Source organism: Chryseolinea sp. H1M3-3 (assembly GCF_029360725.1).
In the GTDB taxonomy this organism is placed as follows: Bacteria; Bacteroidota; Bacteroidia; order Cytophagales; family Cyclobacteriaceae; genus Chryseolinea.
Map to the genome: position 1 here is coordinate 205,053 of NZ_JARKMY010000015.1, position 22,398 is coordinate 227,450.

Consider the following 22,398-nt stretch of genomic DNA (forward strand, 5'->3'; position numbering starts at 1 on the left):
AAAACATGATGGGTCCAAGGGTACTCTCACCCACAAAGCCATGGCTCAAGTCTTGAACCGGGTGCATGCGTCAAGAAGACTTGTGTTGGATGGGGGAACTGGACTTTTAAAACCAGGTAACAATGAAATACTTATATATCGTTGTCCTTTTCATTTTGCCCGTTGCGCTTAGCACTTGCCGAGATGAAGACGAATTGCCGCCTATCACTATGGAAGGTAAAAATACGTTTGGTTGTAAAGTAAACGGAAAATTGTGGCTGCCTCAAGGAAGAGCAGGTCAAAGTGGTACCCATGTTGACTTAACGTTTCCTGGAGATACTGTTGTCGTGAATATATATGCATCAGCGGGAGAAAGCGGTTTTGTCATTTCAATTTATGATGTGCCGAATTTGCAAATTAATAAGCCTTACGATTTAGCGACAGACCAATACTATACGAGCTACCTGAACTGGTCGAACGGCATTTCATGTGATTCTGATAGTATCATCAGCGGAAACGTCACGCTATCCCGATTCGATCGCCCAATTAATATCATTTCCGGTACCTTTGAATTTACAACCTACAGCAATGAATGTAGTGGAAGCGTGTCTATCACCGAAGGCCGCTTTGATATAGCCGAAATATTTTACTAACAACTTTCCCAAAAAAACTAAAAGAATTCAAGTAATGAAACGCATCATATATTATTTATGTGCCTGGGTATGTTTTGCCATAGCCATACCGATATTCTCAACAAACCGTGACGATCAGCGGCTCCGATTTACGGATGTCATGTTATTTAGCAACGCAGGAAACGCCCCTTCGGCGAACACTAATTACAACATTTACGCGCGAATAAGCGATCGCGTTAACGGCGAAATGAATGTTACTGATGAACCAATGAAGCCCTGTTACAAACATCGGTTGTGACCAGTTATTTTGGAGCCCATAGTTTTTAGGAATGCGTCATACAAACTTTTTATTAACTTTCTTTAGGTTTCTGTCACGTTTCTCTTTCGGGAAATGTCATGGATATGATCGCTAACAAATGAAGATGTCAGTATCTCTTGAGGCACAGTACGAAAAATACAAGACAAAACTGGTCCCATTTGCCTATAACATCATTGGCGATTCCCTGGCCGCTGAAGATGTGGTCCAGGAAATTCTTAATACGTATTTTCTAAATGATAGCGCCCATATTCAAGAACCCGATAAATATCTGATGCGATCGGTGATCAACAGATCCATTAATGCAAAGAAAAGTATCCAGGTAACGAAAAAGCAATACATCGGTCAATGGCTACCGGTTCCAATCCATACGGATGAAAGTATTTATAGAGACATCGACAGACATCGCATTCTTGACTATTCATTACTGGTGCTCCTGGAAAAACTAAATCCCAAAGAGCGCGCGGTGTTTGTTTTAAAAGAGTCATTCGATTTTGAACACAGCGAGATTGCAGAAGTTCTTCAGATATCCGTTGAAAACTCAAGACAGCTGTATAAACGCGCGCGACAAAAGCTTGAATCGGGGGGTCTTAAAGCCTCCGCTGATAAAGTAACCGCCGATGCGACGATTAAAAAATTGACTGAGGCAATTCTTCGCGCTGATGTTGAAAATGTAAAAGCGCTGCTTGCCGCACATGTACAGTCCTATTCTGACGGTGGCGACATGAAGGCTGCACCAAATATTATTGTAGGCGCTGAAAATGTATCCAAATTTCTTAAAGCGTTATACGGAAAATATTTTCATGCCGGCACTGTCATAACGTTGCAAGAGTTGAACCACACACCCGCACTTGTATTTCGACTCGGAAATATAATTTACCGCTGCATCCTCTTTGATGTCGTGAACGGCGCAATAGAAAACGTTTACATCATTGTTAATCCCGCTAAACTTCGCGGACTAACGAAGTAACATACCTTCATTCGCCTTCTTTTAAATAATCATATTTTCAAAGACATTTTCATTAAAATGTTGTCACGCTAATGCTCCTGAAACTGTCATAGGGGAAAAACAACAATACTATGGAAACTATGGAAAAAGTAAGAATTTCCTTCCCGGACATACCGAAGGGGTTATACGCTGCAATGCAAAACACCGAGAAGTACCTAAAGGAATCAGGTCTACCGCACGCGCTTATCATGTTAATCAAGGTAAGGGCTTCACAAATAAATAAGTGCGGATACTGTCTTGATATGCACCACAAGGATGCGATCAAGGCAGGAGAAACATTTCAGCGCCTGTACCTATTACCCGCATGGGAAGAGTCGCCGTGCTTTACAGACAAAGAAAAAGCTGTCTTGAATCTGACAGATACGCTAACGCATATCTCGAAGCAATCTGCGCATGCAATTGAAGAAGCCTATGAACGGACAAGTCAGTTCTATTCCAAAACAGAAATTGCAAACATTGTATTGGCAATCACACAGATCAATGCGTGGAATAGGATATCCATTACGTTTGGTAACATCCCTGGCAGCTATCATAACTGACTAGCAGGGGGAAGTAAGGAGAAGCGTCCAATGAGCTTCTCCTATAATTCAATTTTACATTTAAAACAATGAAAAATCTTACGTTAAATAAAGAGCATATCGTGGTGATCGGTGGTGGTTTTGCTGGCTTGAACTTTATTCAACATATGTCGGCAACCGAACGCTACCACATCACGCTTGTAGATAAAAATAATTACAACTACTTCACACCCTTGGTTTACCAGGTCGCTACCGGATTTCTTGAGCCATCAAGTATCAGCTACCCGTTTAGAAAGTTGTTTCAGGGGAGAAACGTTTCGTTCCACATGGCTGCTGTAACCCGAGTGGAAACCGATGCCAACCTCGTTCATCTCAGCGACGGAACCTGTCTCCATTACGATTTCCTGGTGTTCGCTGCAGGCACACAAGCGAATTTTTTTGGAAACGAAAGCGTCCGCAGAAATGCGCTTGTCTTGAAGGGAGTTGACGATGCATTGGTTATGCGCAATTCGTTGATCCGTATTTTTGAAAAAGCTTCTGTTGAAGCAGATCCCCTTGAGAAACAAAAGCTGCTAACGATCGTCATTGCAGGCGGAGGACCTACAGGCGTGGAAATCGCTGGTATGCTGGCAGAATTAAAGAAGCATATCCTTCATAAGGAATATCCGGAAATCAGCGTCGACCAGATCAGGTTGTACATTATAGATGGTGCTCCATCTTTACTCGCACCCATGAGCGAACGAACCCACGACGAAGCCAAGCAGATTCTTGCTTCCCTGGGAATAAAGGTATTATTGAACACAATGGTAACCCGATATGAGAATGATGAGGTAACCTTGTCCAACGGGGAGGCTATTATTACAAAAACATTGATCTGGGCAGCAGGCGTTACCGCCACTACATTTCACGGAATTAAAAAATCCAGTCTTGAAAAAGGAAATAGAATGATTACCGACGCATACCATCGTGTAAAAGAATATCATAACGTTTTCGCGATTGGCGACATTAGTATCCAGATGCATGAAACAGATTATCCGCATGGCCATCCGCAGCTGGCACCGCCCGCCGTTCAGCAGGGGAAATCTCTTGCTAAGAATTTTGTCCGGCTCGCAAAAGGCAAAGCACCTGTCTCATTTAAATACTTCGATCGCGGAGAAATGGCGATAATCGGACGTGAGCACGCACTGGTTGATCTCTTCAAACATAAAATCCATTTTGGTGGAATCCTTGGGCTGTTGAGTTGGTTGTTTATTCACGTAATCTCATTGGTAAACTACAACAACATTATCAAAACACTTTATACATGGGCAGTTGCTTACATCACCCACGACCAGCCACTGAGGATGATCTTTCGAACATCACTACCCAAACCCACTGACCCTCACGCGGAATCGGTTGATGTAGATGAGGCAGCGTAGTTGTAGAATGTAGCAAATACACCGTTAGTCAACGCAGCGACTGGCGCAAGCGTTGTGTGTCGGCTAGCCGTAGGTCTCACGCGTGCATACTATGTTTTCAGTCTTCCGACTGCATTGCTTAAAATCAACATCACCTCCATTAAATTTCCCGATAGTTTTGCATCGTTGCCTTCACTGCTGTAAAGATAATCTTCCGGATGTCTTACAATACTTGCACAGGAACTTCCAGCCGATCACTTGAGATTTCGATGCTGATATAACCAAAAACGCTGCATTCGAATCTACCAGCTTATCGGTGCATGGCTTGCCTGCCTACGATGTGCTTTTGAAGATGCTGTTTTAGACGTTTTACAGCACCGTCAGGATCGGGTTTTGCTACCACATCATATTCCGAAAAACTGACAAGCTGTTGCAGCCCAACATATTGCTGGGTGAGATGGAAGCTCACTAGTAAATCATCCGGAGTACGCTCTCCTAAAAAGCCGGATGCCAATTCAAAATCCGTTGATTTCGCGTTCCAGGTGGAAGACAAAAAATAAGTTTTACCAGTTAGCAAGCCTCCGCGGCCGTATTGTGAGGAAGGGCCGAAAAATATTCCATATTTATAAACTACATCGATATACCGTTTAAAACTTGAAGGCAACGAGAACCAGAATATGGGCGTCTGAAAAATAATGAGATCAGCCTTGTGAAACTTTTGTTGTTCTATGGCGACATCGTATCCGTCTTGTAAAACGGTGGTTAGTACAGTATGTGAAAGCTTGAGTTCCTGCTGAAGTGTTTCAAACAGAAGTGTATTAAGCCGGCCGGAAGCGGCAGGTCTATGAATTTCGGCACCGTTGATAATTAATGCAGTTTTTTCTGTCATGGTCTTCTACTTGTTCAGTGGTTTTGTTTGTGGGGGCGGGAAAAATCAATTACGCTCCCAACTATTGGTAAAGTTGGAGGCGATACTTTACTTTTGAAAGTAGTTACACCAATGTAAACTAATGACTCGAAGTAAAGCGTTGCTGATAATCAATGGCTATGGAAGAAAAAAAAACAAAAAAAATTAATGTGAATGAGTGCCCGGTTCAAAGAGCCCTTGAAATAGTGGGCGGGAAATGGGCATTTACTATTATTTATGCGCTGACCGATGGAAAAAAGCGATTTAAGGAATTAGAACGTTCTATCGAAGGAATCAATACCCGAATGCTCGTCAAAGAGCTAAAGGTATTGGAAACACATGGGATCATTAATCGTAAGGCGTATGCTACCGTTCCGCCGACGGTTGAGTACTCGCTAACCGAAAAGGGGGCTGACTTCCATCCTGTGTTAAATAATATCAGAACGTGGGCCGCTAAATATATTGAGTCGTATAACTGCGACGCACCTACTGCAATCAAAATAACTGATGGTGAGGTTTTAAATTAATCCCTGTTGTCTCCAGCCAGTTACTATTGGTGTAGCGATCGGGATCGATTGCGTGTATTGTTAGGGTTACTTCTTACAGCGCTTTCAAAGAGCCAAAGAAATAATTCCTTTCTGTTTTCCTGATCATTGTTGCGAATGGCTTCTGCTAATTTTGTCGATCCGCTAAAGCGAGACTAATATTTTTTTAATGTCTCGGATGACAGCTTCCAATTTTGCTTGCCATGCCTGGCAACGATCATGTGCATGTGGTCGGCTCATCATACAGTCTGCATATATTCCAGTCCTTTGTTTTTTTTGAAGCGAATGCTTTCCAGAAAAATATCTCGATATACCGGTCGAATAAAAACACGTGTCACGCTTTAGCGGATCGAGCGAATGGATCGTAGTGAATGTTACAAAGTGGACAGCTTCCTGACCACGGATTTTTAAATATGCTGCTCATAGGAATAAAGGCTAACGTTATGAGCAAAATATATTGATAACCTCGTTAGTTTGAAAACTGAAAACATGATGGGTCCAAGACTCTCCACCCATAAAGCCATGGCTCAAGTTTTGAAACAGCACGCTGTAGTTTGGTCGAGGAAGACTGGGACTAGAACGGGTCGGACCGTTCAATAAAGGGCAATTAGTTCAGACACATCACATTATTTCGTTAAACTAGTTGCTGGCTTTATTGAACAGCGACCTCTCATCTCGACTGACTGCCTATGTAGCTCCGATTTCCATAAGATAGTCGAGTACAGGTTTTGCATTTTCCTTCCCCTGGCGAGCATGATGAAGAAGCATTATTCCATGAGGGCCTTTGGAATATTTAAGCTGCGGAAACGCTTCAAGTGTCGACTTCACGATGTCCAGCTTACCTAGCATAGCAGCCACAAATACGTCCATCCTTGCTCCCTTCGACAATAAAAATTCAGCGATATCTACCCGGCCCATGTGCCCTGCACCGGCAATTGCAGTTTCAAAGTCACCAAGCCCCCAATCCCAGGCAACGTTCAACAAGTTGGGTTCCTTTTCCAACAGCATTTTGACGCTGTCTAAGTCCTTGTGCGCTTTGGCAACGAACTCCTTCACAAGCTCAGGGTTCAGAGGTTCTTTGTGCTGCAGCAGATTAGTCGGGTTTGCAGAACCACCAACCGCAGGGAACGACATGTACGATCCCGCTAGCAGAATGCCTGCTTTTAAAAAGCCTCTGCGTTTTTTAGTGTTTGAAATCATATTGTTTTAATTTTTTGATCAAGTTTTTTAAAACGACAAAAAAAGAGCTCCTGATTTGCAAATCAGTACTGCAGAATCCCGAAAAATCGTTCTATTTAAACGCAATTATACTTAGGCATGAATTACATTTTGATTGTTTGCATACTGGCCGTTGGACATAGCCTTTTTTCCGCGATCGCGCTCATGACGCTGAGCCATAAATTGTCCAATCGATTGCTGGCCCTCCTACTGGTTTTGCTCGCACTCCGGATTGGCAAGTCTGTTATACAAATGATCATCAAGCCAGAGATGAGTTACCTAGTCAGCATCATCGGACTGACAGCTATGGCTGCTATTGGCCCGGTACTATATTTTCTTCTGCGCAGTTTGTTTGACACAAAAGCACGCGCCACGAAGTCGGATTATCTCCACCTCCTTCCAGCGTTTCTTCTACCCTTCCTGTATTTTGTATTGGATTGGAATGTCCTCAGCCTTCTGTACTATATCATCACAGGTCACGTGTTACTATATCTAGCAATTGGTTTCTGGTTCATCCTCAGTAATCGCGAAGTTTTTAAAACGGATGACCTGAAATGGAAGTGGGCAATACTTCTCCTGCTTAGTGTTAGTTTATTGTGGTGTTCTTTCGTGCTGCAAGTCACCAACTATCATCCAATTGTGTATGCAACTAATGTTATCACTGCCGCAGTTCTCTTTTACGGCATTTCCTTCTGGGCGCTGACAAGAGCCAGATTATTTCTACCGGAATCTCCGAGCAAACGTGAGAATACAAACGCCCTTGACGAACTCGGTAAACGTGTTAAAGAAGTTCTAGAAACAGAACAGCTATACATTGATTCAAATCTCAATGTGTCACTACTCGCTACGCGACTGAAATCGCCACCATATCTTGTTTCAAAAGCGATCAATCATTATTTCAACCAAACCTTTTCCGAAGTGCTGATCAACTATCGAATCGGCAGGGCTGAGGAATTGCTGCTTTCTCCTGATAGTAAAAGCTATACGATTGAAGCTGTCGCCTTTGAGAGTGGTTTTAGTACTTTGTCTGCCTTTTATGTTGCGTTCAAAAAAATCCATAAGACTACTCCCGCACAATTTCGTCTGAATAAGGGAAGCAGGATGAAGATTGCAAAATGAAATAACATTCGACCATCCTGGCGCGGGATTCCAACCGAACTGTCCCCTCATTTTTGTAAGCAATTATCCGGTACCTATCCCACTTAACTTCGTATAAGAACTTCGGATCATCGAAAGGTTCCTTGAGTAATGTACACGGCATTGGTTTGACAGCTTTGGGCATAGCTGCATTTTAACGGGCTCTATGCTTATGACAACCGATTTTAGAGTAAGGTGTTACGTTAATCCGTGCGCCTAGGACAGGGTACCGGCAATCATAAGTTTTTCAAAGTCAGGCAGAAAGTTGAAATTAGCATCTGACTATAAGAAAAATAAACGACCTACGCCTACCTTCTATAAGATATACGTAATTTCCCTTACTAAATTGTTGGCAGCAACGCACACTGGATGGCGATGGACTTCGAAGAAAAGTTTCCCGTGGCCAACACACCGACTATGAAAAGTGTTTCATAGCCAACTCGCTATCAACGGGATTCCGCTCAAGTTAGCTTTGTTCTTTGTACTCATCGTCCAAGCGCGGAATGACGACTCGATTGGAGTGGGTAGTGCGCGCAGTTCGACTCAGCCTAAGACGAAATCAGCGCCTTTAGCGCCTTGTACGAAAGCAAAACTTTCATCACCGTTTTCTGATTTTTTATATTGCGACAGAAGAACAGTGGCCATCGTTCCTCGAAGTATACATGTAGCGGTATTAATCTTATGTCAGAATATATAAGTCGGTGAAGCTACCACTAGCATGCCCGATGCATCTGCAACTCCTGGGGTATCGGAAATTAAAGTTCCTCCAGCAAAGACTTTAACCGTAACCGTTTGCCCGGCTACCCCGCCCGTTGCGCCAACCGAAAGCGCTGTGCTGGGAACCGTAGACGTGTAAGTGAGTGTCTTGTTCCAAGGCAATGCCGGTATGGTTTCATTGGCCCCTCCCCCGGTTGCATTCACATAAGTTGCACTCAAAGCGCCTGTAAAATCTCCCGTGACTTCAAATTTAATATCACGACTTTTTGCGGGAGATGAATCATCTTCACTACAGGAAACTCCTAGCCAAGAAAAAATGACGATAGAAATGACTTTTAGGTATTTAGCTGAACTCATATGGCTGGTTTGTATGTTTGAAGTGTCTCTTAACAATTATCTTTTTCGTTTTTTTTATTAGGGCTTCAATGTCCTTCGGCATTAATAGAATTTTTCGTTCACAGGTCTTTCATGTTCGATACGAGGCCATTTCCATACATAACGTATAATCAGACAAAGAAGAATGACTTCTACAACAGCACCAAACACCATGTGCATCCAAGCCTCTCCTGCCAGATTAAACAAGGTATAGGGAATAAACACCCCGGCAATAATGATATTTACCCAGCGATTTACTTTAGCCGGCAGCGCAACAGAAAGAAAAATCATCAGTGCCGGAATTGTCATTGAGGCGAGTGCTGCCAAAAGAAATCCTTGCGTAATACCAAATTCAAACACCCTACCTGCCTGAATATCTTCTACCTTACCCGGCATATATAAGTGGAAATAGTCTGCATAGATATAGAGAAACATCAAACTCGCCCACAGTGCAGCAAGCTTCAGTTTCAAACTGACTTTGATATCTTCCAGTCCATTTTGTGTATTCATAAACTACCAGCTAAAAATTATACCCAAAATGAAGCCCGGGTTCATACCCAAAGTATGAAGGCCATTTACTTTCCTTTAGTTTAAAAGATTCTGGTGTGTTAGTTTTTATAGGCCAATGCGTTAATCCAATAGATGGTTCAAAAAAGAAACGGTTTTTAAAAAATTTTAACTGGTAGCCCAAACGGTAGGTCATAAATAATGTGTATCCATTGGCAATCTTTTTATTATCCTCATCTATATATTTTTGTAAAGCATGCATTGTATGAACACCTGTATATAAGCCTTTCCACCAAAAACGATTGTATGCTAATCCGATTACATTTTGGCGGACATATCCTGGATAGTTTTCTCCCGGTGCATCAAATGATTTTCCCCAGGGGATACCTAATGGCCAGGCAAACCGAGATCTTTTTAATTCTAAGAAAACAACATTTTTAGGTGTTATCCAATATCCAACATTTAATTGTATAAACTTAGGTGGATTTGGGTCGTCAGGAACAAGATTTCCTAACATCAAGAATGTACTCCCAATAAAATACCTTTTATAAGTACTGTTTTGTTTGGCATCTTGTGCATTCACCTGTAAACTGCTTGCCAACACCAAGGCAAGTCCAATCCATAAAATTTTCTTTTGCATGTTTTTTTATTGTCCAACGATATTGCAAAAGTAGATTGGCGAGATGCCATAACGCGTTCACTTAAGTTAAGAAATGAACCCCTACCCTTTGTTTTTCTCCATAATCCTTGCTCTTAACCTGCTTAATGATTGGGGTTTCATACCAAGATAACTTGCTAACTGGTGTTGCGGAACACGTTGAATAAGGTCTGGTCGTGATTTCACTAAATTCAGATATCGTTGTTCAGGGGAAGAAGTTTTAAACTCGTCAAAGTCTATTCGTTGTTTCGCTAAAAGTTCTTCAGCTAATATTCTACACATCAATTCAAACTTTGGAAATTTACTGTTTATCTCTACTTCCATATCAGAATTTGAAACTGTAAGAATACAGTCTTCAACACAACTTATATAATATTCAGACGGCGTTTTGTTTATTACACACGGGGGTGTCAACACTTCCATTTCCGTGTAGAATCCAGTAGTTTTTTCTTCACTATCGACAACATAATACGTCCGAATACAGCCTTTCAGAACAAAGTAGCTGTCTTTTGATTTTTGTCCTTCTTTGAGTAGAATCGTTCCTTTCTTTACCGAGCGAAATAGGTCCAACGAAACGATTGCGTTCTTCTCATCTTCTGTCAGGGAAATGTATTTTGATATAAAGTCAAATAGTATATTTTCCATTGGTTTATTGTTGTTACTGTCGTTTGTTACACTTGACACCAACGCCAGTAAATATACCGTTGCAATTTACCTTTTAAAATTAACTAACAAATGGCGATGGCGCATATACAATGTGCGCCAAGCATGGCGCTGGTATACCAGATATCCATCTAGCGCAAGCCTTCCGCGGTTTCAACAACGGATTGACTCGCAAGTGTTGTGTTTTGGCTTTGTGGGTGGCTCACTCGTGCCTACTATGACGTTGAAAATAATTTACATTTTAAATTGAACATTTTACATTGGATATTTTTCAAACCGCAAAATGTAAAACGCTAACCCGATAGCTATTGGGTGTAAAAGTTTTGCCCCTCTGATCAACAACGTCAATTCGATCCTTTACAAAGATTCAGTGTATAACATTATGCTATCCAAGCAATTTTTACATTTCTTTTACATTTCATTTACATTTTTTAACAATTCATTTACTAAAGCCAGCACAATGACTTGTAGTTTTGTCGGAGTTGATAATTAAACCTTCAAGACATATGAAAAAAATCATTTATGTGCTGATCTTACTGATGGTTGTAGTAAGCGGACTAGTATTTGCTAATCGGGAAATTAAAAATGAAACTTCTAAAAAGTCAATCCAAAAGCCCCTCTCCGCTGCTGAAAGAAAAGCTGCATTGAAAAAATGGGAGGCCACCCCTGATGGTATAATGTACAAAAACTGGGAAGCGTCTCCTGCAGGTAAAAAAGTCTTCGCCAGTGAAGCTAAAATAAGGAAGTCCATTAGGAATTATACCAACATGGAGGGAGTTGTAACTTCTCTTTCTCTTCCGCCAGGCTCAAGATTAGGTTTCGGAGTGATGGTCAGGATCAATGGTGAAGATTATATACTTAGTTTTGGGCCCGAAAAGTCTGACGACAATGAATTTCAGCAATTACATAATCTAAAAGTCAACGACAAAATAATTATAAAAAGCCATAGCGTATCGCACGCGCCCAAGTACTCATATCCAATTGTATCGGGCGACTATGTAGAACACGATGGTAAAATAATTTATAAACGTGCACCTCGCAAAGGTGGTTGCTAGTAAATAAATTATGAGATGCGTCGTGTATTGTTAGGATTACTTACACCCCATCAGAGTCACCGGCTTCCGGGACTCTGAGAATCGGGTATAAAATAATTCACGAACGGATATTTCACTGACGTGCATTAAAATCAGCATCACCTCCGTCATCACCCATCAATATGAACCAAAAAATCCCAATCACGATTTCCGTTATAATAAAACCTTGCACTTGAATATTTATATTCCTCCTGATATTTACAAAGTTGAGCACGCACTGGATTTTGATGAATATATTCGACCTTCTGCCATATCACTGCGCTACTCCACAAAGGGACACTCAAAGAATTACGTTCCCATATCTGATATTTTCGGTCCTTTGCCTGAACTAAAATTCTCTCTAATAGCGGCGATTTTTCCTTAATCAATATTTTTAAAATTTGCTGGGCAGTATATTTTAAAAAATCGCGTTGAATTTTTTCGCGTGTGTGATTGCCTAACATCTGCCAGATCAAATGAAAATGATTCGGCATTATTACAAAACTGTAAACAGTCACTTTCCGTTTCGCACTTAAAAAAGACAAGCTTCTCATGATAATTTCTTTGAATCTCTTGTCTTCAATCAAAGGAATCCATTCGAGACAGGTTACGGTAATAAAATCGGCGTATTGTTTGGCCTGGATGATATGATTCATATAATAACAATTATTTACACAACGTGATTTTTGAATGTCACTAAGATATAGGTTTCCTGAAATAAAAGTTTTGCAACAAAAAATCATGTTCTTCCTATTCACGACCGTGAAGGACATCCCACATCCGCCGTTGTTGGTCTTGTGGGTAGACCGTGCGCGGCCGACCAACAACCGCACGCACGCTGATAACAGAATTTCTATGGCACAATAATGCTGAACTGAAAAAAGCCAAATGGAAAAACAAACTGGCCGTAGCTTAAGATTTTAATTTATCACAACCAAAACCTGTTATCCAAGTGAGTGCGGTTGTTGGTAGAGCTCACGCACTACGCTCTCACGCAATACCAACAACGGCGACGTTTTTACGTTCTGCCTATTCACGACCGTGAAGGACATCCAACACCCGCCGTTGTTGGTCTTGTGCGTAAGATCTTGCGCGGCCGACCAACAACCGCACGCACGCTGATAACAAACTTTCTATGGCACAATAATGCAGAAATGAAAAAACCAAATGGAAGAACAAACGGGCCGTACTGTGAGATTTTAATTTATCACAACCAAAACCTGTTATCCAAGTGAGTGCGGTTGTTGGTAGAGCTTACGCACTGGCCACACGCAATACCAACAACGGCGACGTTTTTACGTTCTTTGTGTTCTCGATTCCGAAGAATATGCACCCCGCCGTTGTTGGTCTTGTGCGTAAGACCGTGCGCGGCGGACCAACAACCGCACGCACGCTGATAACAGACTTTCTATGGCACAATAATGCAGAAATGAAAAAAGCCAAATGGAAAAACAAACAGGCCGTAGCTTGAGATCTTAATTTATCACAACCGAAACCTGTTATCCAAGTGAGTGCGGTTGTTGGTAGAGCTCACGCACTAAGCCCTCCCGCAATACCAACAACGGCGACGTTTTTACGTTCTTCCTATTCACGACCGTGAAGGACATACAACACCCGCCGTTGTTGGTCTTGTGCGTAAGATCGTGCGCGGTTGACCAACAACCGCACGCACGCTGATAACAGACTTTCTATGGCACAATAATGCAGAAATGAAAAAAAACAAATGGAAGAATAGACGGGCCCGTACTGTGAGATTTTAATTTATCACAACCAAAACCTGTCATCCAAGTGAGTGCGGTTGTTGGTAGAGCTCACGCACTACGCCCTCACGCAATACCAACAACGGCGACGTTTTTACGTTCTTCCTATTCACGACCGTGAAGGACATACAACACCCGCCGTTGTTGGTCTTGTGCGTAAGATCGTGCGCGGCGGACCAACAACCGCACGCAAGTGGATAACAGACTTTCTATGGCACAATAATGCGGAAATGAAAAAAGCCAAATGGAAAAACAAACAGGCCGTAGCTTGAGATTTTAATTTATCACAACCAAAACCTGTTATCCAAGTGAGTGCGGTTGTTGGTAGAGCTCACGCACTAGGCCCTCACGCAATACCAACAACGGCGACGTTTTTACGTTTTTCCTATTCACGACCGTGAAGTACATCAACACCCGCCGTTGTTGGTCTTGTGCGTAAGATCGTGCGCGGCCGACCAACAACCGCACGCAAGTGGATAACAGACTTTCTATGGCACAATAATGCAGAAATGAAAAAAACCAAATGAAAGAACAAACAGGCCGTAGCTTAAGATTTTAATTTATCACCACCAAAACCTGTTATCCAAGTGAGTGCGGTTGTTGGTAGAGCTCGCGCACTACGCCCTCACGCAATACCAACAACGGCGACGTTGTTACGTTCTTCCTATTCACGACCGTGAAGGGACATCCAACACCCGCCGTTGTTGGTCTTGTGCGTAAGATCGTGCGCGGCCGACCAACAACCGCACGCAAGTGGATAACAGAATTTCTATGGCACGATGCTGCCGTAATTCAAAAAAGCCAAATGGAAAAACAAACTGGCCGTAGCTTAAGATTTTAATTTATCACAACCAAAACCTGTTATCCAAGTGAGTGCGGTTGTTGGTAGAGCTCGCGCACTACGCTCTCACGCAATACCAACAACGGCGACGTTGTTACGTTCTGCCTATTCACAACGGTGAAGGGACATCCAACACCCGCCGTTGTTGGTCTTGTGCGTAAGATCGTGCGCGGCCGACCAACAACCGCACGCAAGTGGATAACAGAATTTCTATGGCACGATGCTGTCTTTCTAACCACAAAGCCACCGCTCAATACATGAAATTTATTGGCGTATCATCGGTTGGTCTATTGCTCAGTTACACTATTTTGAAATTAATACACGAACAATTGAATTGGAATTTCTATCTGGCAAAGCTTATTGCCATTGGTGTTGTAATGTTCTGGAATTTTGCAATCAATCTTATTTTCACATTTTCCTAGGAATAAATGGCAGAAGACCGAAGTTCTATGCAACCCGAAAGCATGCCTGCGCGTCTTATACATAATTATCTTATGTATTCGTGACATATGCATTCTTCCGAACTATTGAAAGGTACCCTGCAGACAATTGTGCTAAAAGTCCTGAAGGACCATGGCAGAATGTACGGTTATGAGATCACACAGCGTGTAAAAGAGCTTTCTGATGGTAGAATTTTACTTACGGAGGGTGCGCTTTATCCATCGTTGCACAAGCTCGAGGCTGAAGGGTTGGTTAAAACAGAAATTGTGAACATCGGTAAGAGAATACGCAAGTATTATCTGCTTACATCGCCGGGGAAAATTTTGGCTAAAGATCGTGTCACGGAATTTGTGGATTTCATCAGTACAATGCGTTCCGTCTTACAAGTGAAGATGAATTAATGCCGGAGTTGTCAAAGGAAAATATTGACTACATCATCAAGGACCTCTATCAAAGAGGCCTGCTCCTTGATGGTTTGCAAGAGGAGCTGATAGATCACATTTGTTCGGCAGTGGAAGATGACATGTCTTCATCCAAGCGGAAATTTATAGACTCATACCATATCGTCATCGCGACTTTCGGTGGAACCGAAGGGTTCCAGGAAATTCAACATCAAACAATACAATCAGAAAACAGTAAACTCATCGATATGCTCCAGAACTATTTCACCATTGCTTTTAGAAATCTGAAGAAGCAGAAGTTTTATACACTCATCAATATTGCGGGACTTGCGATAGGCGTGGCTTCATGCCTGATCATCCTTCTCTATATAACAAACGAATTAAGTTACGACAAGCGTTATACCGACCACGACCGGATCTATCGGGTGGACACAGAAATGAAGTTCGGCGATAATCACCTGTTGATGGCAAATACACCTGCACCGATGGCCGAGACATTGCGAAAGGATTTTCCTGAAGTAGAAGTAGCAGCCAGATTTTGGAACAACGCATCGATGATCTTCCGCCGTACCGAAGAAAGTTTCAAAGAAAATTATACCGTCTACGCCGACAGTTCCGTCTTCAGAATATTTGACATCCCGTTTCTTGCAGGCGATCCGCGCACTGCATTAAAGGAGCCCAATACAATGGCGATCAGCAAGAAGGCGGCCGACAAATATTTTCCGGGTGAGCAGGCACTTGGGCAAACACTCATCAGCAATGATGGACAGGTCTGGAAAATCACAGGGGTTTATGAGAATATAGAATCTAACAATCACTTCTATTTCGATTTTATTCTAGCATTGGTAAGTGTGGATTACCATCGCGACACGGGATGGCTCGGCAACAACTTCACCACTTATATTAAGCTGGCGAAAGATGCAAAGGCGGAGGATCTCGTGGCAAAGTTTCCAAAGATGGTACTCACCTATGCCGGACCACAATTGAAGTCTGCCCTTGGCGCCGACTTCAGTTTCGAAAAATTCGAATCGCAGGGAAACAAACTGGTATTTACGCTTCGGCCAGTAACGGATATCCACCTGCACTCGGATCGCATGGGGGAAATGGGTGCCAACAGCAGTATCACGTACGTCTATCTGTTTGGGACAATAGCGGGTTTTATCTTATTAATCGCTTGTATAAATTTTATGAACTTGTCGACAGCACGATCGTCGAATCGCGCAAAGGAAGTCGGCATTCGAAAAGTGATGGGTTCACTGCGCTCTCATCTTGTTCGTCAGTTCCTGATAGAGTCGGTGTTGCTGAGTGTCGGTTCTTTCCTGCTGGCGATTGTCATTGCCTGGATGGTGATGCCCATGTTCAATGAATTGGCTTTGAAACAACTTTCCCTCCCCTTTGCTTCGCCGGTGTTCTGGTTGTTACTGATCGGTGGTGCATTGATTACCGGAATCTTCGCAGGTCTTTACCCGTCATTTTTCCTGTCGGCGTTTCGTCCGGTAAATGTTTTGAAGGGTAATGTTTCAATGGGTACAAAGAGCGGCATCATTCGGGGTGCGCTGGTGGTTTTCCAATTTTGGATTTCGATTGTGCTGGTGGTTGGTACCATTGCTGTAAACCGGCAACTCGATTATATACAAACCAAAAAGATCGGGTTTAATAAAGACCAGGTTCTGATTGTTCACGATGCCTATGCATTGAATGATCAACTGCACGCTTTTAAAGATGAAGTTCTGAGTGACAACCGGATAAAGAGCGGTTCCATTTCATCATTTCTTCCCGTCAACGGGTTTCATAGAAGCGACAATGTCTATTGGCCTGCGGGCAAGTCGCCGACCGAAGAAAATATGGTATCACTTCAAAACTGGGGAGTGGGTCATGATTACGTAAAAACACTTGGAATGAAAATCGTCCAGGGAAGGGATTTTTCGAACGACTTTCTAAGTGATTCCAGCGGAGTTATACTCAATGAAACAGCGGTTCGAATGTTGGGGTACACGAATGAGAATGCAGTCGGGCAACGGATCACGACCTTCGGCGCAGACGCATCCGATGCAAAAAATTATTTAGTATTAACGATCGTGGGAGTTGTGGAAGACTTTCACTTTGAGTCACTGCGTCAGAATATTGGCCCCCTCGGACTATTTCTGACAAATACCAGGAATATGATTGCTTTCCGTTTTGAAGCGAAGGAAGCGCAGGACGTGATCAAAAGTGTGGAGAACACCTGGAAGAAGTTCGGTCCGGGGCTTCCGTTCGAATATTCATTCCTGGATGAAGCGTTCGGGCGCATGTATTCGGCCGAGCAACGCCTGGGCTACATCTTCTTCATCTTCGCCGTGCTGGCGATTATTATTGCGTGCCTTGGCCTGTTCGCACTTACTGCATTCACGGCGGAACAGCGAACGAAAGAAATTGGTATTCGAAAAGTACTCGGCGCAAGTGTGTCTGGCATCGTAGTTTTACTTTCGAAAGAATTCGGAAAACTGATCCTGATCGCCTTTGCACTTGCGGCTCCGGCAGCATGGTATGGGATTGACTGGTGGTTGGAGAGCTACACGTACAAAACTGAAATCGGAGTAGCGGTGTACATCCTTGCTGGGATAACCGCGTTCGGTATCGCCTGGCTTACGATGAGTTACCAATCTATTCGTGCCGCGCTGGCGAATCCGGTAAAGTCATTAAGAAGCGAATAGTGGTGTTGGTCTGGAGAAGCTGTTCCCTCCGCCACCATTATAAAGTTTACCTGAACGACGTCGCCGGATCCCGATACACTGCTGATCGCAAAATCCGTTGAGGCAAGTTGATCAATCACATTCTCTGGTGGCGCAACTTCTATATCGGGCAATGCTGATTTTTATTTGTTCAGCTGATTGATGATCTGTTCAACTTTTCTGCGGTCATTACTTCAATCGGTTTTTTTTAAAATAGCACCAGTCATGAGGTGAAGTTTTCCCAGGATACGCTTGCCTAAAAACGCAAGCACACCAACAATTGTAAGACACATATTTTGATCACCCAGCTGAAGGAGAAATATTCGCTTCTAGAGGCAAAAAGAGGGGTTTTTCTGTAAAAGGACGATAAAAATGCTTAAGTCAGTAGGGGTAAGTGGACTTTGAATTGTCTTAATCCAAACCAAATAATTTACCTTAAACCGTCATGTTTCTTTCAAGAAGAATTTTAGTAGGCCTGGCTTTAACTATGTTCATTATAATTTCTCTAAAGGCCCAGTCTACCATACAGACTGTAAGAGAAGAAATTGTCGACCAGGAATCAAGTACGCCATTGCCTGGAGCAAACGTTGTGATAATTGAATCTGACCTCATATGGGGATCTGTTACTGATGCAGATGGAAATTTTCACATCGATAATGTCCCTCCTGCCCGAATGATTTCCGGCTATGCGCCAGATGAAATAACGCGCGCTTCATATCTGAACAAAAACACGTTGACAATAGCCAGTACGTTGAATCATAAATTCAACGCACAGCATCATTTACAAACAAGTTATTTAAAAAGTGATCCTCCTACTTTTCAAAAGGATCTTTTTATTAAAGACATCTCGCTAAAGTCAGTTGCCTTCCGGCGGGCAGTTATTGCACCAGCACTACTTATGGTAGCAGGACTATCCACTTTAGATGCCGATAATGACGATAATTATGAGATACAGGGAGAAAGAAATAGATATATACCCAACTTCCGCCATCGTGCCGATGACTACTTGCAACATGCTCCTATTGTTGTGGTGTACGGGCTAAATTGGCTTGGTGTAGAAGGTAAAAATGATTTCGCTAATCGTACCGCCATTTTAATTAAGTCTGAGTTGATGTTAGGGATGTTAACATTTTCTTTGAAGCGAATAACAGCAGTACCCAGACCTGATACTAAAGAATTAACATCCTTCCCATCGGGACACACTGCGCAGGCTTTTGCAACAGCAACTTTTCTCGCCAAAGAGTATGGACATAAAAGTGTATGGTATAGTATCGGTGCCTATACACTGGCTACCGGAATTGGTACAATGCGTGTTATGAATAACAGGCATTGGATGTCAGATGTATTGGTAGGAGCAGGTATTGGTATACTATCCACAAACCTGGCGTACCTCACCCACCAGTACCGGTGGGGAAAGAAAAATAAAGGTGGACAAACCATTGTAATGCCTTCTTACGATGGACAAACCGGCATGGTTAACATTATTCATCGAATTAATTAGCAACAGTGACTAGCGCGGGCGTTGTGTGTCGGCTTGTATGCGACTCACACGCGCTATGGTTTCAATCTTCAAACTGACGTTCCGTAAACCAAGATCATCTTTGTTAAATTTATCGAAGTATATTTTTTATATCTCGGATGACAGCTTGCTGATCACGGATTTAAATTTTCGGCTCATAGGAATAAAGGGTAACGTTATGAGAAAATATATTGATTGTCTCGTCAGTTTGAAAACTGAAGATGACGGGTCCAAGATTCTCCACCCACAAAGTCATGGCTTAATTCTTGAACCAGCACGCTGTAATTTGCTTCGAAGACTGGGACTAGAACGGGTCTTCGGGCTGAATCTTGATGGAATTTCTGTATTGATAAATCCTCGATGTTCTTCGCTGTTGATGGATTTACAGGAAATGAAAGAAGACGAGAACGGCGGTTAGAAGAAAGAGAAGAATTTTTATGTTCACGGTGTCCGTTGTGAAAAGTATGGACACTCATCGGATGCTTTCGATTACTTCATGACTAAGTGCTTTGAGAACGAGGATTAAAGTTCTCTAAAGGCAGCCGCAAAGGGTTGGAGCAAATTCTGACGTTCAAGCCAACGGCATTGAGACAACTTTATTGAAACGCGTGCTATGAGACAAAAAAGGGAGTAGCGAAAGCTACTCCCTTTTAAAATAAACGGTAACCTCGACTTAAGCCGCTTTTACCATGCCGGGTGGCAAACTTTGTAACACATGCATCTTCAAACCTGAATGAAACTCGCCGTCCAGCCAGAACTCAAACGCGTAAGCGCCTAATTTTTCCAGTGGAAAATTAACCATGTTCATCACAAGATTCTGAGTGCTGTAATCAAAATTGGGATTAGCAATGATTTCGCCTTGCCCGTTCAAAGTTTGAATCACCTTGCCGTCAGGCGACAAAGCGCGAATTTCAAAACTGTGATGCCCAGCTTCATTGTTGCCAAAGCGCATACGTGCAGCGATAGCACATTGCGGATGGACCGCTGGGAGTTGTTGAGCAAAGACGGCATCAAATGTGCCAATCACTGAGAGCTTGCCATTACCATAATCGCAAGCGTAATCTGCTAAGGAATATATTTCTAAAACCATTTGTTTTTTTGGGTTTATGAAATGAAATAATTATTAAAGGAAAGCTTGACGAACTTCCTATGACACGGTCAAAGCTTGTGAGCAGTGCGTCCCCGTGCTATTATCTCATAAAACCCTTCTACAAACCAGTCGTAGAATTCTCCCAGATGATATGATAAACTTTTTTCTATATTTGTCTGTTCTGTAATTACTCGCAGAAAAACAACAAACACCTTGTAATCCCTTTTGGTGACTTACGCCAAAGTACCTCCTATGGTTAGTGCTGCAATAGCGGAACCCTAAAGAGGCATGTTACAAGACGATAAATGTCAGAGGCTGGAACCTCTGACATTTTCGTTTCTATCCCGTAAAAATTCAGTCATAATTAAACATTTAAATTTCAACAATCGTTTTCGCAATCTCCATACCAATCCTATTTTCCTGCCATTTATGTCAATGTGTCTACTTATCCGTGCTGTATCACGTTCTCTTTCAATTTTCTTATCAGTTTAAAATATCTTTTCTCAGCCTCCTTCACTTCTTCGACGTCATATGAGATATTCTGTGTGCGATTACGGTAATCAATTCCCAGCTGCGACAGCAACCGTTTGGTTTTAAGATACCAATATTCGCCAGCCTTATATGCTTGGAAGGTCAAATCATCCTTCTCTGCCACAGGTACCATATATAGTACCTCCAAACCTGACAAATTGTTATCTTTTCTTCTGCCAATCTTAAAATACTGATTTGTTTCGAAGTTAATCAGCTTAGCAGCACCGCTAGTAAAGCCTAACTTTCCTGACTGGTGCACCGTCGCCTTCGTATTACCGTATTTTTCTTCTGGTTCAAAATATTCTAAGCTGTCAAATTCCATTAAAATGCCGTTTTTCATTATGATATTGCAAATATACGAAGGTAACAGAATAGAATCAAGAATGGTTTCATTTTGTTTTCAATTACCCTACTCAATCTTTTTCAATTGTTTTTATTTACCCTACATTTTGTTTGTGAATTCTTTGTGGATAAATGTCGATTATTTGTCTGGAGACCCGGATAGGATAACGATCTATAATACATCGTGTTTTACGACCATAATGAATCAAGATGTCATTTACAGAATACGGCAATGTTTGTACTTAACAAGCTAAAAGGGGTCACGTGTGTTTAGCTCTTAAAGAAGTTATGGGCTTATTGCGTCACGTGATTATGAAGTAAAATCGCACGATTACGGTATGTGTCTACTCTGTATAAAGAGATATGAAGAAGCATCAAGAGCCTGGGCGCAGCTGATTGAGATTTGGAAATTGTCCTTCGTCTTAAACAAAATGGCAAAGAGTGGACTAACACTTGTTACAATTTATCGTCATTGACAAATTACTTTTACAACGTGCCGGAACAGTTAGTTGGATATTGGTACTGAGCTACCTGCACATCGATTACGACAAACTTTGCTACCTATTTCAGATGGACATTTATCGATGTGGTTCGTTGAAAGTGGAAGAAGATACTCTATTGAGTTCCAAGACGTTTCCGAGTTCATAAATTTTCTTGAAACTAGACCACATGTCGCCAAAGCCTTGAGTTATAAAAAGAAGTAAACATTAAATTATGAAAGCAGAAGATGTTAAACATTCGAGATTCGTCGTTGATAAAATCATTTATGAACAGACCAATTTGCAATAGTCTACGCCTTGTGGGAAGAACGTGATAAAATGTTGGGTATGAGATGGAGTGGTGAAGGGGATGAAGATCCGGCTATCCTAAATGTTTCAAAATCCTGTATGGGTTCGTTATCCCACAAGAATTGACTTTACCGATTGTCAAAAGTTTATTCGATAAAGGCGAAGGTGTCAAAAAAGAAAACATACTATCACTCATTAACTGTAATAGCTAAGACTTGATCTGACAGTTGAGCAGGCATTCCTTCCTCACAGGCAAAGGTAGCCACCGCTCCAAAAAAGTCAAGGGCTTCGCGAGTGGCCGCGCAAAATCAACCGCACAGCCA

The 22,398-nt window shown here is 42.2% G+C and carries 23 protein-coding genes; 14 read left to right on the forward strand and 9 right to left on the reverse strand.

Annotated elements, in window-relative coordinates; genetic code table 11:
• Nucleotides 1-122: 122 nt before the first annotated feature.
• From P2W71_RS23875 to P2W71_RS23895, 5 genes are all read left to right on the forward strand, one after another.
• A complete protein-coding gene (locus P2W71_RS23875; protein WP_276373927.1) occupies nucleotides 123-632 on the forward strand; it encodes a hypothetical protein in 510 nt (169 codons plus the stop codon).
• Between the two features lie 34 nt (nucleotides 633-666).
• Complete coding sequence (locus P2W71_RS23880; protein WP_276373928.1) at nucleotides 667-909, forward strand: hypothetical protein; 243 nt, start codon at nucleotides 667-669, stop codon at nucleotides 907-909.
• 118 nt (nucleotides 910-1,027) lie between these two features.
• Nucleotides 1,028-1,897 carry a sigma-70 family RNA polymerase sigma factor gene (locus tag P2W71_RS23885; protein ID WP_276373929.1) on the forward strand — a complete coding sequence of 290 codons (870 nt, stop codon included), beginning with the start codon at nucleotides 1,028-1,030 and terminating at the stop codon, nucleotides 1,895-1,897.
• A gap of 110 nt (nucleotides 1,898-2,007) precedes the next feature.
• The gene (locus P2W71_RS23890) at nucleotides 2,008-2,475 is read left to right on the forward strand and encodes a carboxymuconolactone decarboxylase family protein (protein ID WP_276373930.1); all 468 of its coding nucleotides are present in this window, start codon (nucleotides 2,008-2,010) and stop codon (nucleotides 2,473-2,475) included.
• Between the two features lie 68 nt (nucleotides 2,476-2,543).
• Nucleotides 2,544-3,872 carry an NAD(P)/FAD-dependent oxidoreductase gene (locus P2W71_RS23895; protein ID WP_276373931.1) on the forward strand — a complete coding sequence of 443 codons (1,329 nt, stop codon included), beginning with the start codon at nucleotides 2,544-2,546 and terminating at the stop codon, nucleotides 3,870-3,872.
• 289 nt (nucleotides 3,873-4,161) lie between these two features.
• Here P2W71_RS23895 and P2W71_RS23900 read toward each other — a convergent pair whose 3' ends face one another.
• Nucleotides 4,162-4,740, reverse strand: coding sequence for an NAD(P)H-dependent oxidoreductase (locus P2W71_RS23900; RefSeq protein ID WP_276373932.1), 579 nt, complete (start codon nucleotides 4,738-4,740; stop codon nucleotides 4,162-4,164).
• A gap of 158 nt (nucleotides 4,741-4,898) precedes the next feature.
• Between P2W71_RS23900 and P2W71_RS23905 the strand changes: the two genes are divergently transcribed.
• Entirely contained in the window at nucleotides 4,899-5,285 is a 387-nt protein-coding gene (locus P2W71_RS23905) for a helix-turn-helix domain-containing protein (protein WP_276373933.1), read from the forward strand.
• 705 nt (nucleotides 5,286-5,990) lie between these two features.
• Here P2W71_RS23905 and P2W71_RS23910 read toward each other — a convergent pair.
• Entirely contained in the window at nucleotides 5,991-6,503 is a 513-nt protein-coding gene (locus P2W71_RS23910; RefSeq protein WP_276373934.1) for a hypothetical protein, read from the reverse strand.
• Between the two features lie 117 nt (nucleotides 6,504-6,620).
• On the opposite strand from P2W71_RS23910, the gene P2W71_RS23915 reads away from it, so the two are divergent.
• Nucleotides 6,621-7,640 (forward strand): helix-turn-helix domain-containing protein, encoded by a 1,020-nt coding sequence (locus tag P2W71_RS23915; RefSeq protein ID WP_276373935.1) that lies wholly within the window; start codon nucleotides 6,621-6,623, stop codon nucleotides 7,638-7,640.
• 702 nt (nucleotides 7,641-8,342) lie between these two features.
• On the opposite strand, the gene P2W71_RS23920 is transcribed toward P2W71_RS23915, so the two are convergent.
• From P2W71_RS23920 to P2W71_RS23935, 4 genes are all read right to left on the reverse strand, one after another.
• Nucleotides 8,343-8,732, reverse strand: coding sequence for a hypothetical protein (locus tag P2W71_RS23920; RefSeq protein WP_276373936.1), 390 nt, complete (start codon nucleotides 8,730-8,732; stop codon nucleotides 8,343-8,345).
• Between the two features lie 81 nt (nucleotides 8,733-8,813).
• Nucleotides 8,814-9,260, reverse strand: coding sequence for a DUF6326 family protein (locus P2W71_RS23925; RefSeq protein ID WP_276373937.1), 447 nt, complete (start codon nucleotides 9,258-9,260; stop codon nucleotides 8,814-8,816).
• Nucleotides 9,261-9,270: 10 nt separating this feature from the next.
• Nucleotides 9,271-9,897, reverse strand: a complete 627-nt coding sequence (locus P2W71_RS23930) for a hypothetical protein (RefSeq protein ID WP_276373938.1) — start codon at nucleotides 9,895-9,897, stop codon at nucleotides 9,271-9,273.
• A gap of 81 nt (nucleotides 9,898-9,978) precedes the next feature.
• Nucleotides 9,979-10,560 (reverse strand): cyclic nucleotide-binding domain-containing protein, encoded by a 582-nt coding sequence (locus tag P2W71_RS23935; protein ID WP_276373939.1) that lies wholly within the window; start codon nucleotides 10,558-10,560, stop codon nucleotides 9,979-9,981.
• A 524-nt stretch (nucleotides 10,561-11,084) separates the two neighbouring features.
• On the opposite strand from P2W71_RS23935, the gene P2W71_RS23940 reads away from it, so the two are divergent.
• Nucleotides 11,085-11,633 (forward strand): hypothetical protein, encoded by a 549-nt coding sequence (locus tag P2W71_RS23940; RefSeq protein ID WP_276373940.1) that lies wholly within the window; start codon nucleotides 11,085-11,087, stop codon nucleotides 11,631-11,633.
• Between the two features lie 149 nt (nucleotides 11,634-11,782).
• Here P2W71_RS23940 and P2W71_RS23945 read toward each other — a convergent pair whose 3' ends face one another.
• Nucleotides 11,783-12,307 carry a transposase gene (locus P2W71_RS23945; protein WP_276373941.1) on the reverse strand — a complete coding sequence of 175 codons (525 nt, stop codon included), beginning with the start codon at nucleotides 12,305-12,307 and terminating at the stop codon, nucleotides 11,783-11,785.
• A gap of 575 nt (nucleotides 12,308-12,882) precedes the next feature.
• On the opposite strand from P2W71_RS23945, the gene P2W71_RS23950 reads away from it, so the two are divergent.
• The 6 genes from P2W71_RS23950 (at nucleotide 12,883) to P2W71_RS23975 (ending at nucleotide 19,742) form a co-directional block, all read left to right on the forward strand.
• Entirely contained in the window at nucleotides 12,883-13,122 is a 240-nt protein-coding gene (locus P2W71_RS23950) for a hypothetical protein (protein ID WP_276373942.1), read from the forward strand.
• A 1,342-nt stretch (nucleotides 13,123-14,464) separates the two neighbouring features.
• A complete protein-coding gene (locus P2W71_RS23955) occupies nucleotides 14,465-14,674 on the forward strand; it encodes a GtrA family protein (protein WP_276373943.1) in 210 nt (69 codons plus the stop codon).
• 87 nt (nucleotides 14,675-14,761) lie between these two features.
• Nucleotides 14,762-15,094 (forward strand): PadR family transcriptional regulator, encoded by a 333-nt coding sequence (locus P2W71_RS23960; protein WP_276373944.1) that lies wholly within the window; start codon nucleotides 14,762-14,764, stop codon nucleotides 15,092-15,094.
• The gene (locus tag P2W71_RS23965) at nucleotides 15,094-17,787 is read left to right on the forward strand and encodes an ABC transporter permease (RefSeq protein WP_276373945.1); all 2,694 of its coding nucleotides are present in this window, start codon (nucleotides 15,094-15,096) and stop codon (nucleotides 17,785-17,787) included. Before P2W71_RS23960 ends, P2W71_RS23965 begins: the two co-directional genes overlap by 1 nt.
• 505 nt (nucleotides 17,788-18,292) lie before the next feature.
• Nucleotides 18,293-19,306, forward strand: coding sequence for a phosphatase PAP2 family protein (locus P2W71_RS23970; RefSeq protein ID WP_276373946.1), 1,014 nt, complete (start codon nucleotides 18,293-18,295; stop codon nucleotides 19,304-19,306).
• Between the two features lie 196 nt (nucleotides 19,307-19,502).
• Nucleotides 19,503-19,742, forward strand: coding sequence for a hypothetical protein (locus P2W71_RS23975; protein ID WP_276373947.1), 240 nt, complete (start codon nucleotides 19,503-19,505; stop codon nucleotides 19,740-19,742).
• Nucleotides 19,743-19,997: 255 nt separating this feature from the next.
• On the opposite strand, the gene P2W71_RS23980 is transcribed toward P2W71_RS23975, so the two are convergent.
• Nucleotides 19,998-20,414, reverse strand: a complete 417-nt coding sequence (locus P2W71_RS23980) for a hypothetical protein (protein ID WP_276373948.1) — start codon at nucleotides 20,412-20,414, stop codon at nucleotides 19,998-20,000.
• A 445-nt stretch (nucleotides 20,415-20,859) separates the two neighbouring features.
• Nucleotides 20,860-21,267 carry a hypothetical protein gene (locus P2W71_RS23985; RefSeq protein ID WP_276373949.1) on the reverse strand — a complete coding sequence of 136 codons (408 nt, stop codon included), beginning with the start codon at nucleotides 21,265-21,267 and terminating at the stop codon, nucleotides 20,860-20,862.
• Between the last annotated feature and the right edge of the window lie 1,131 nt (nucleotides 21,268-22,398).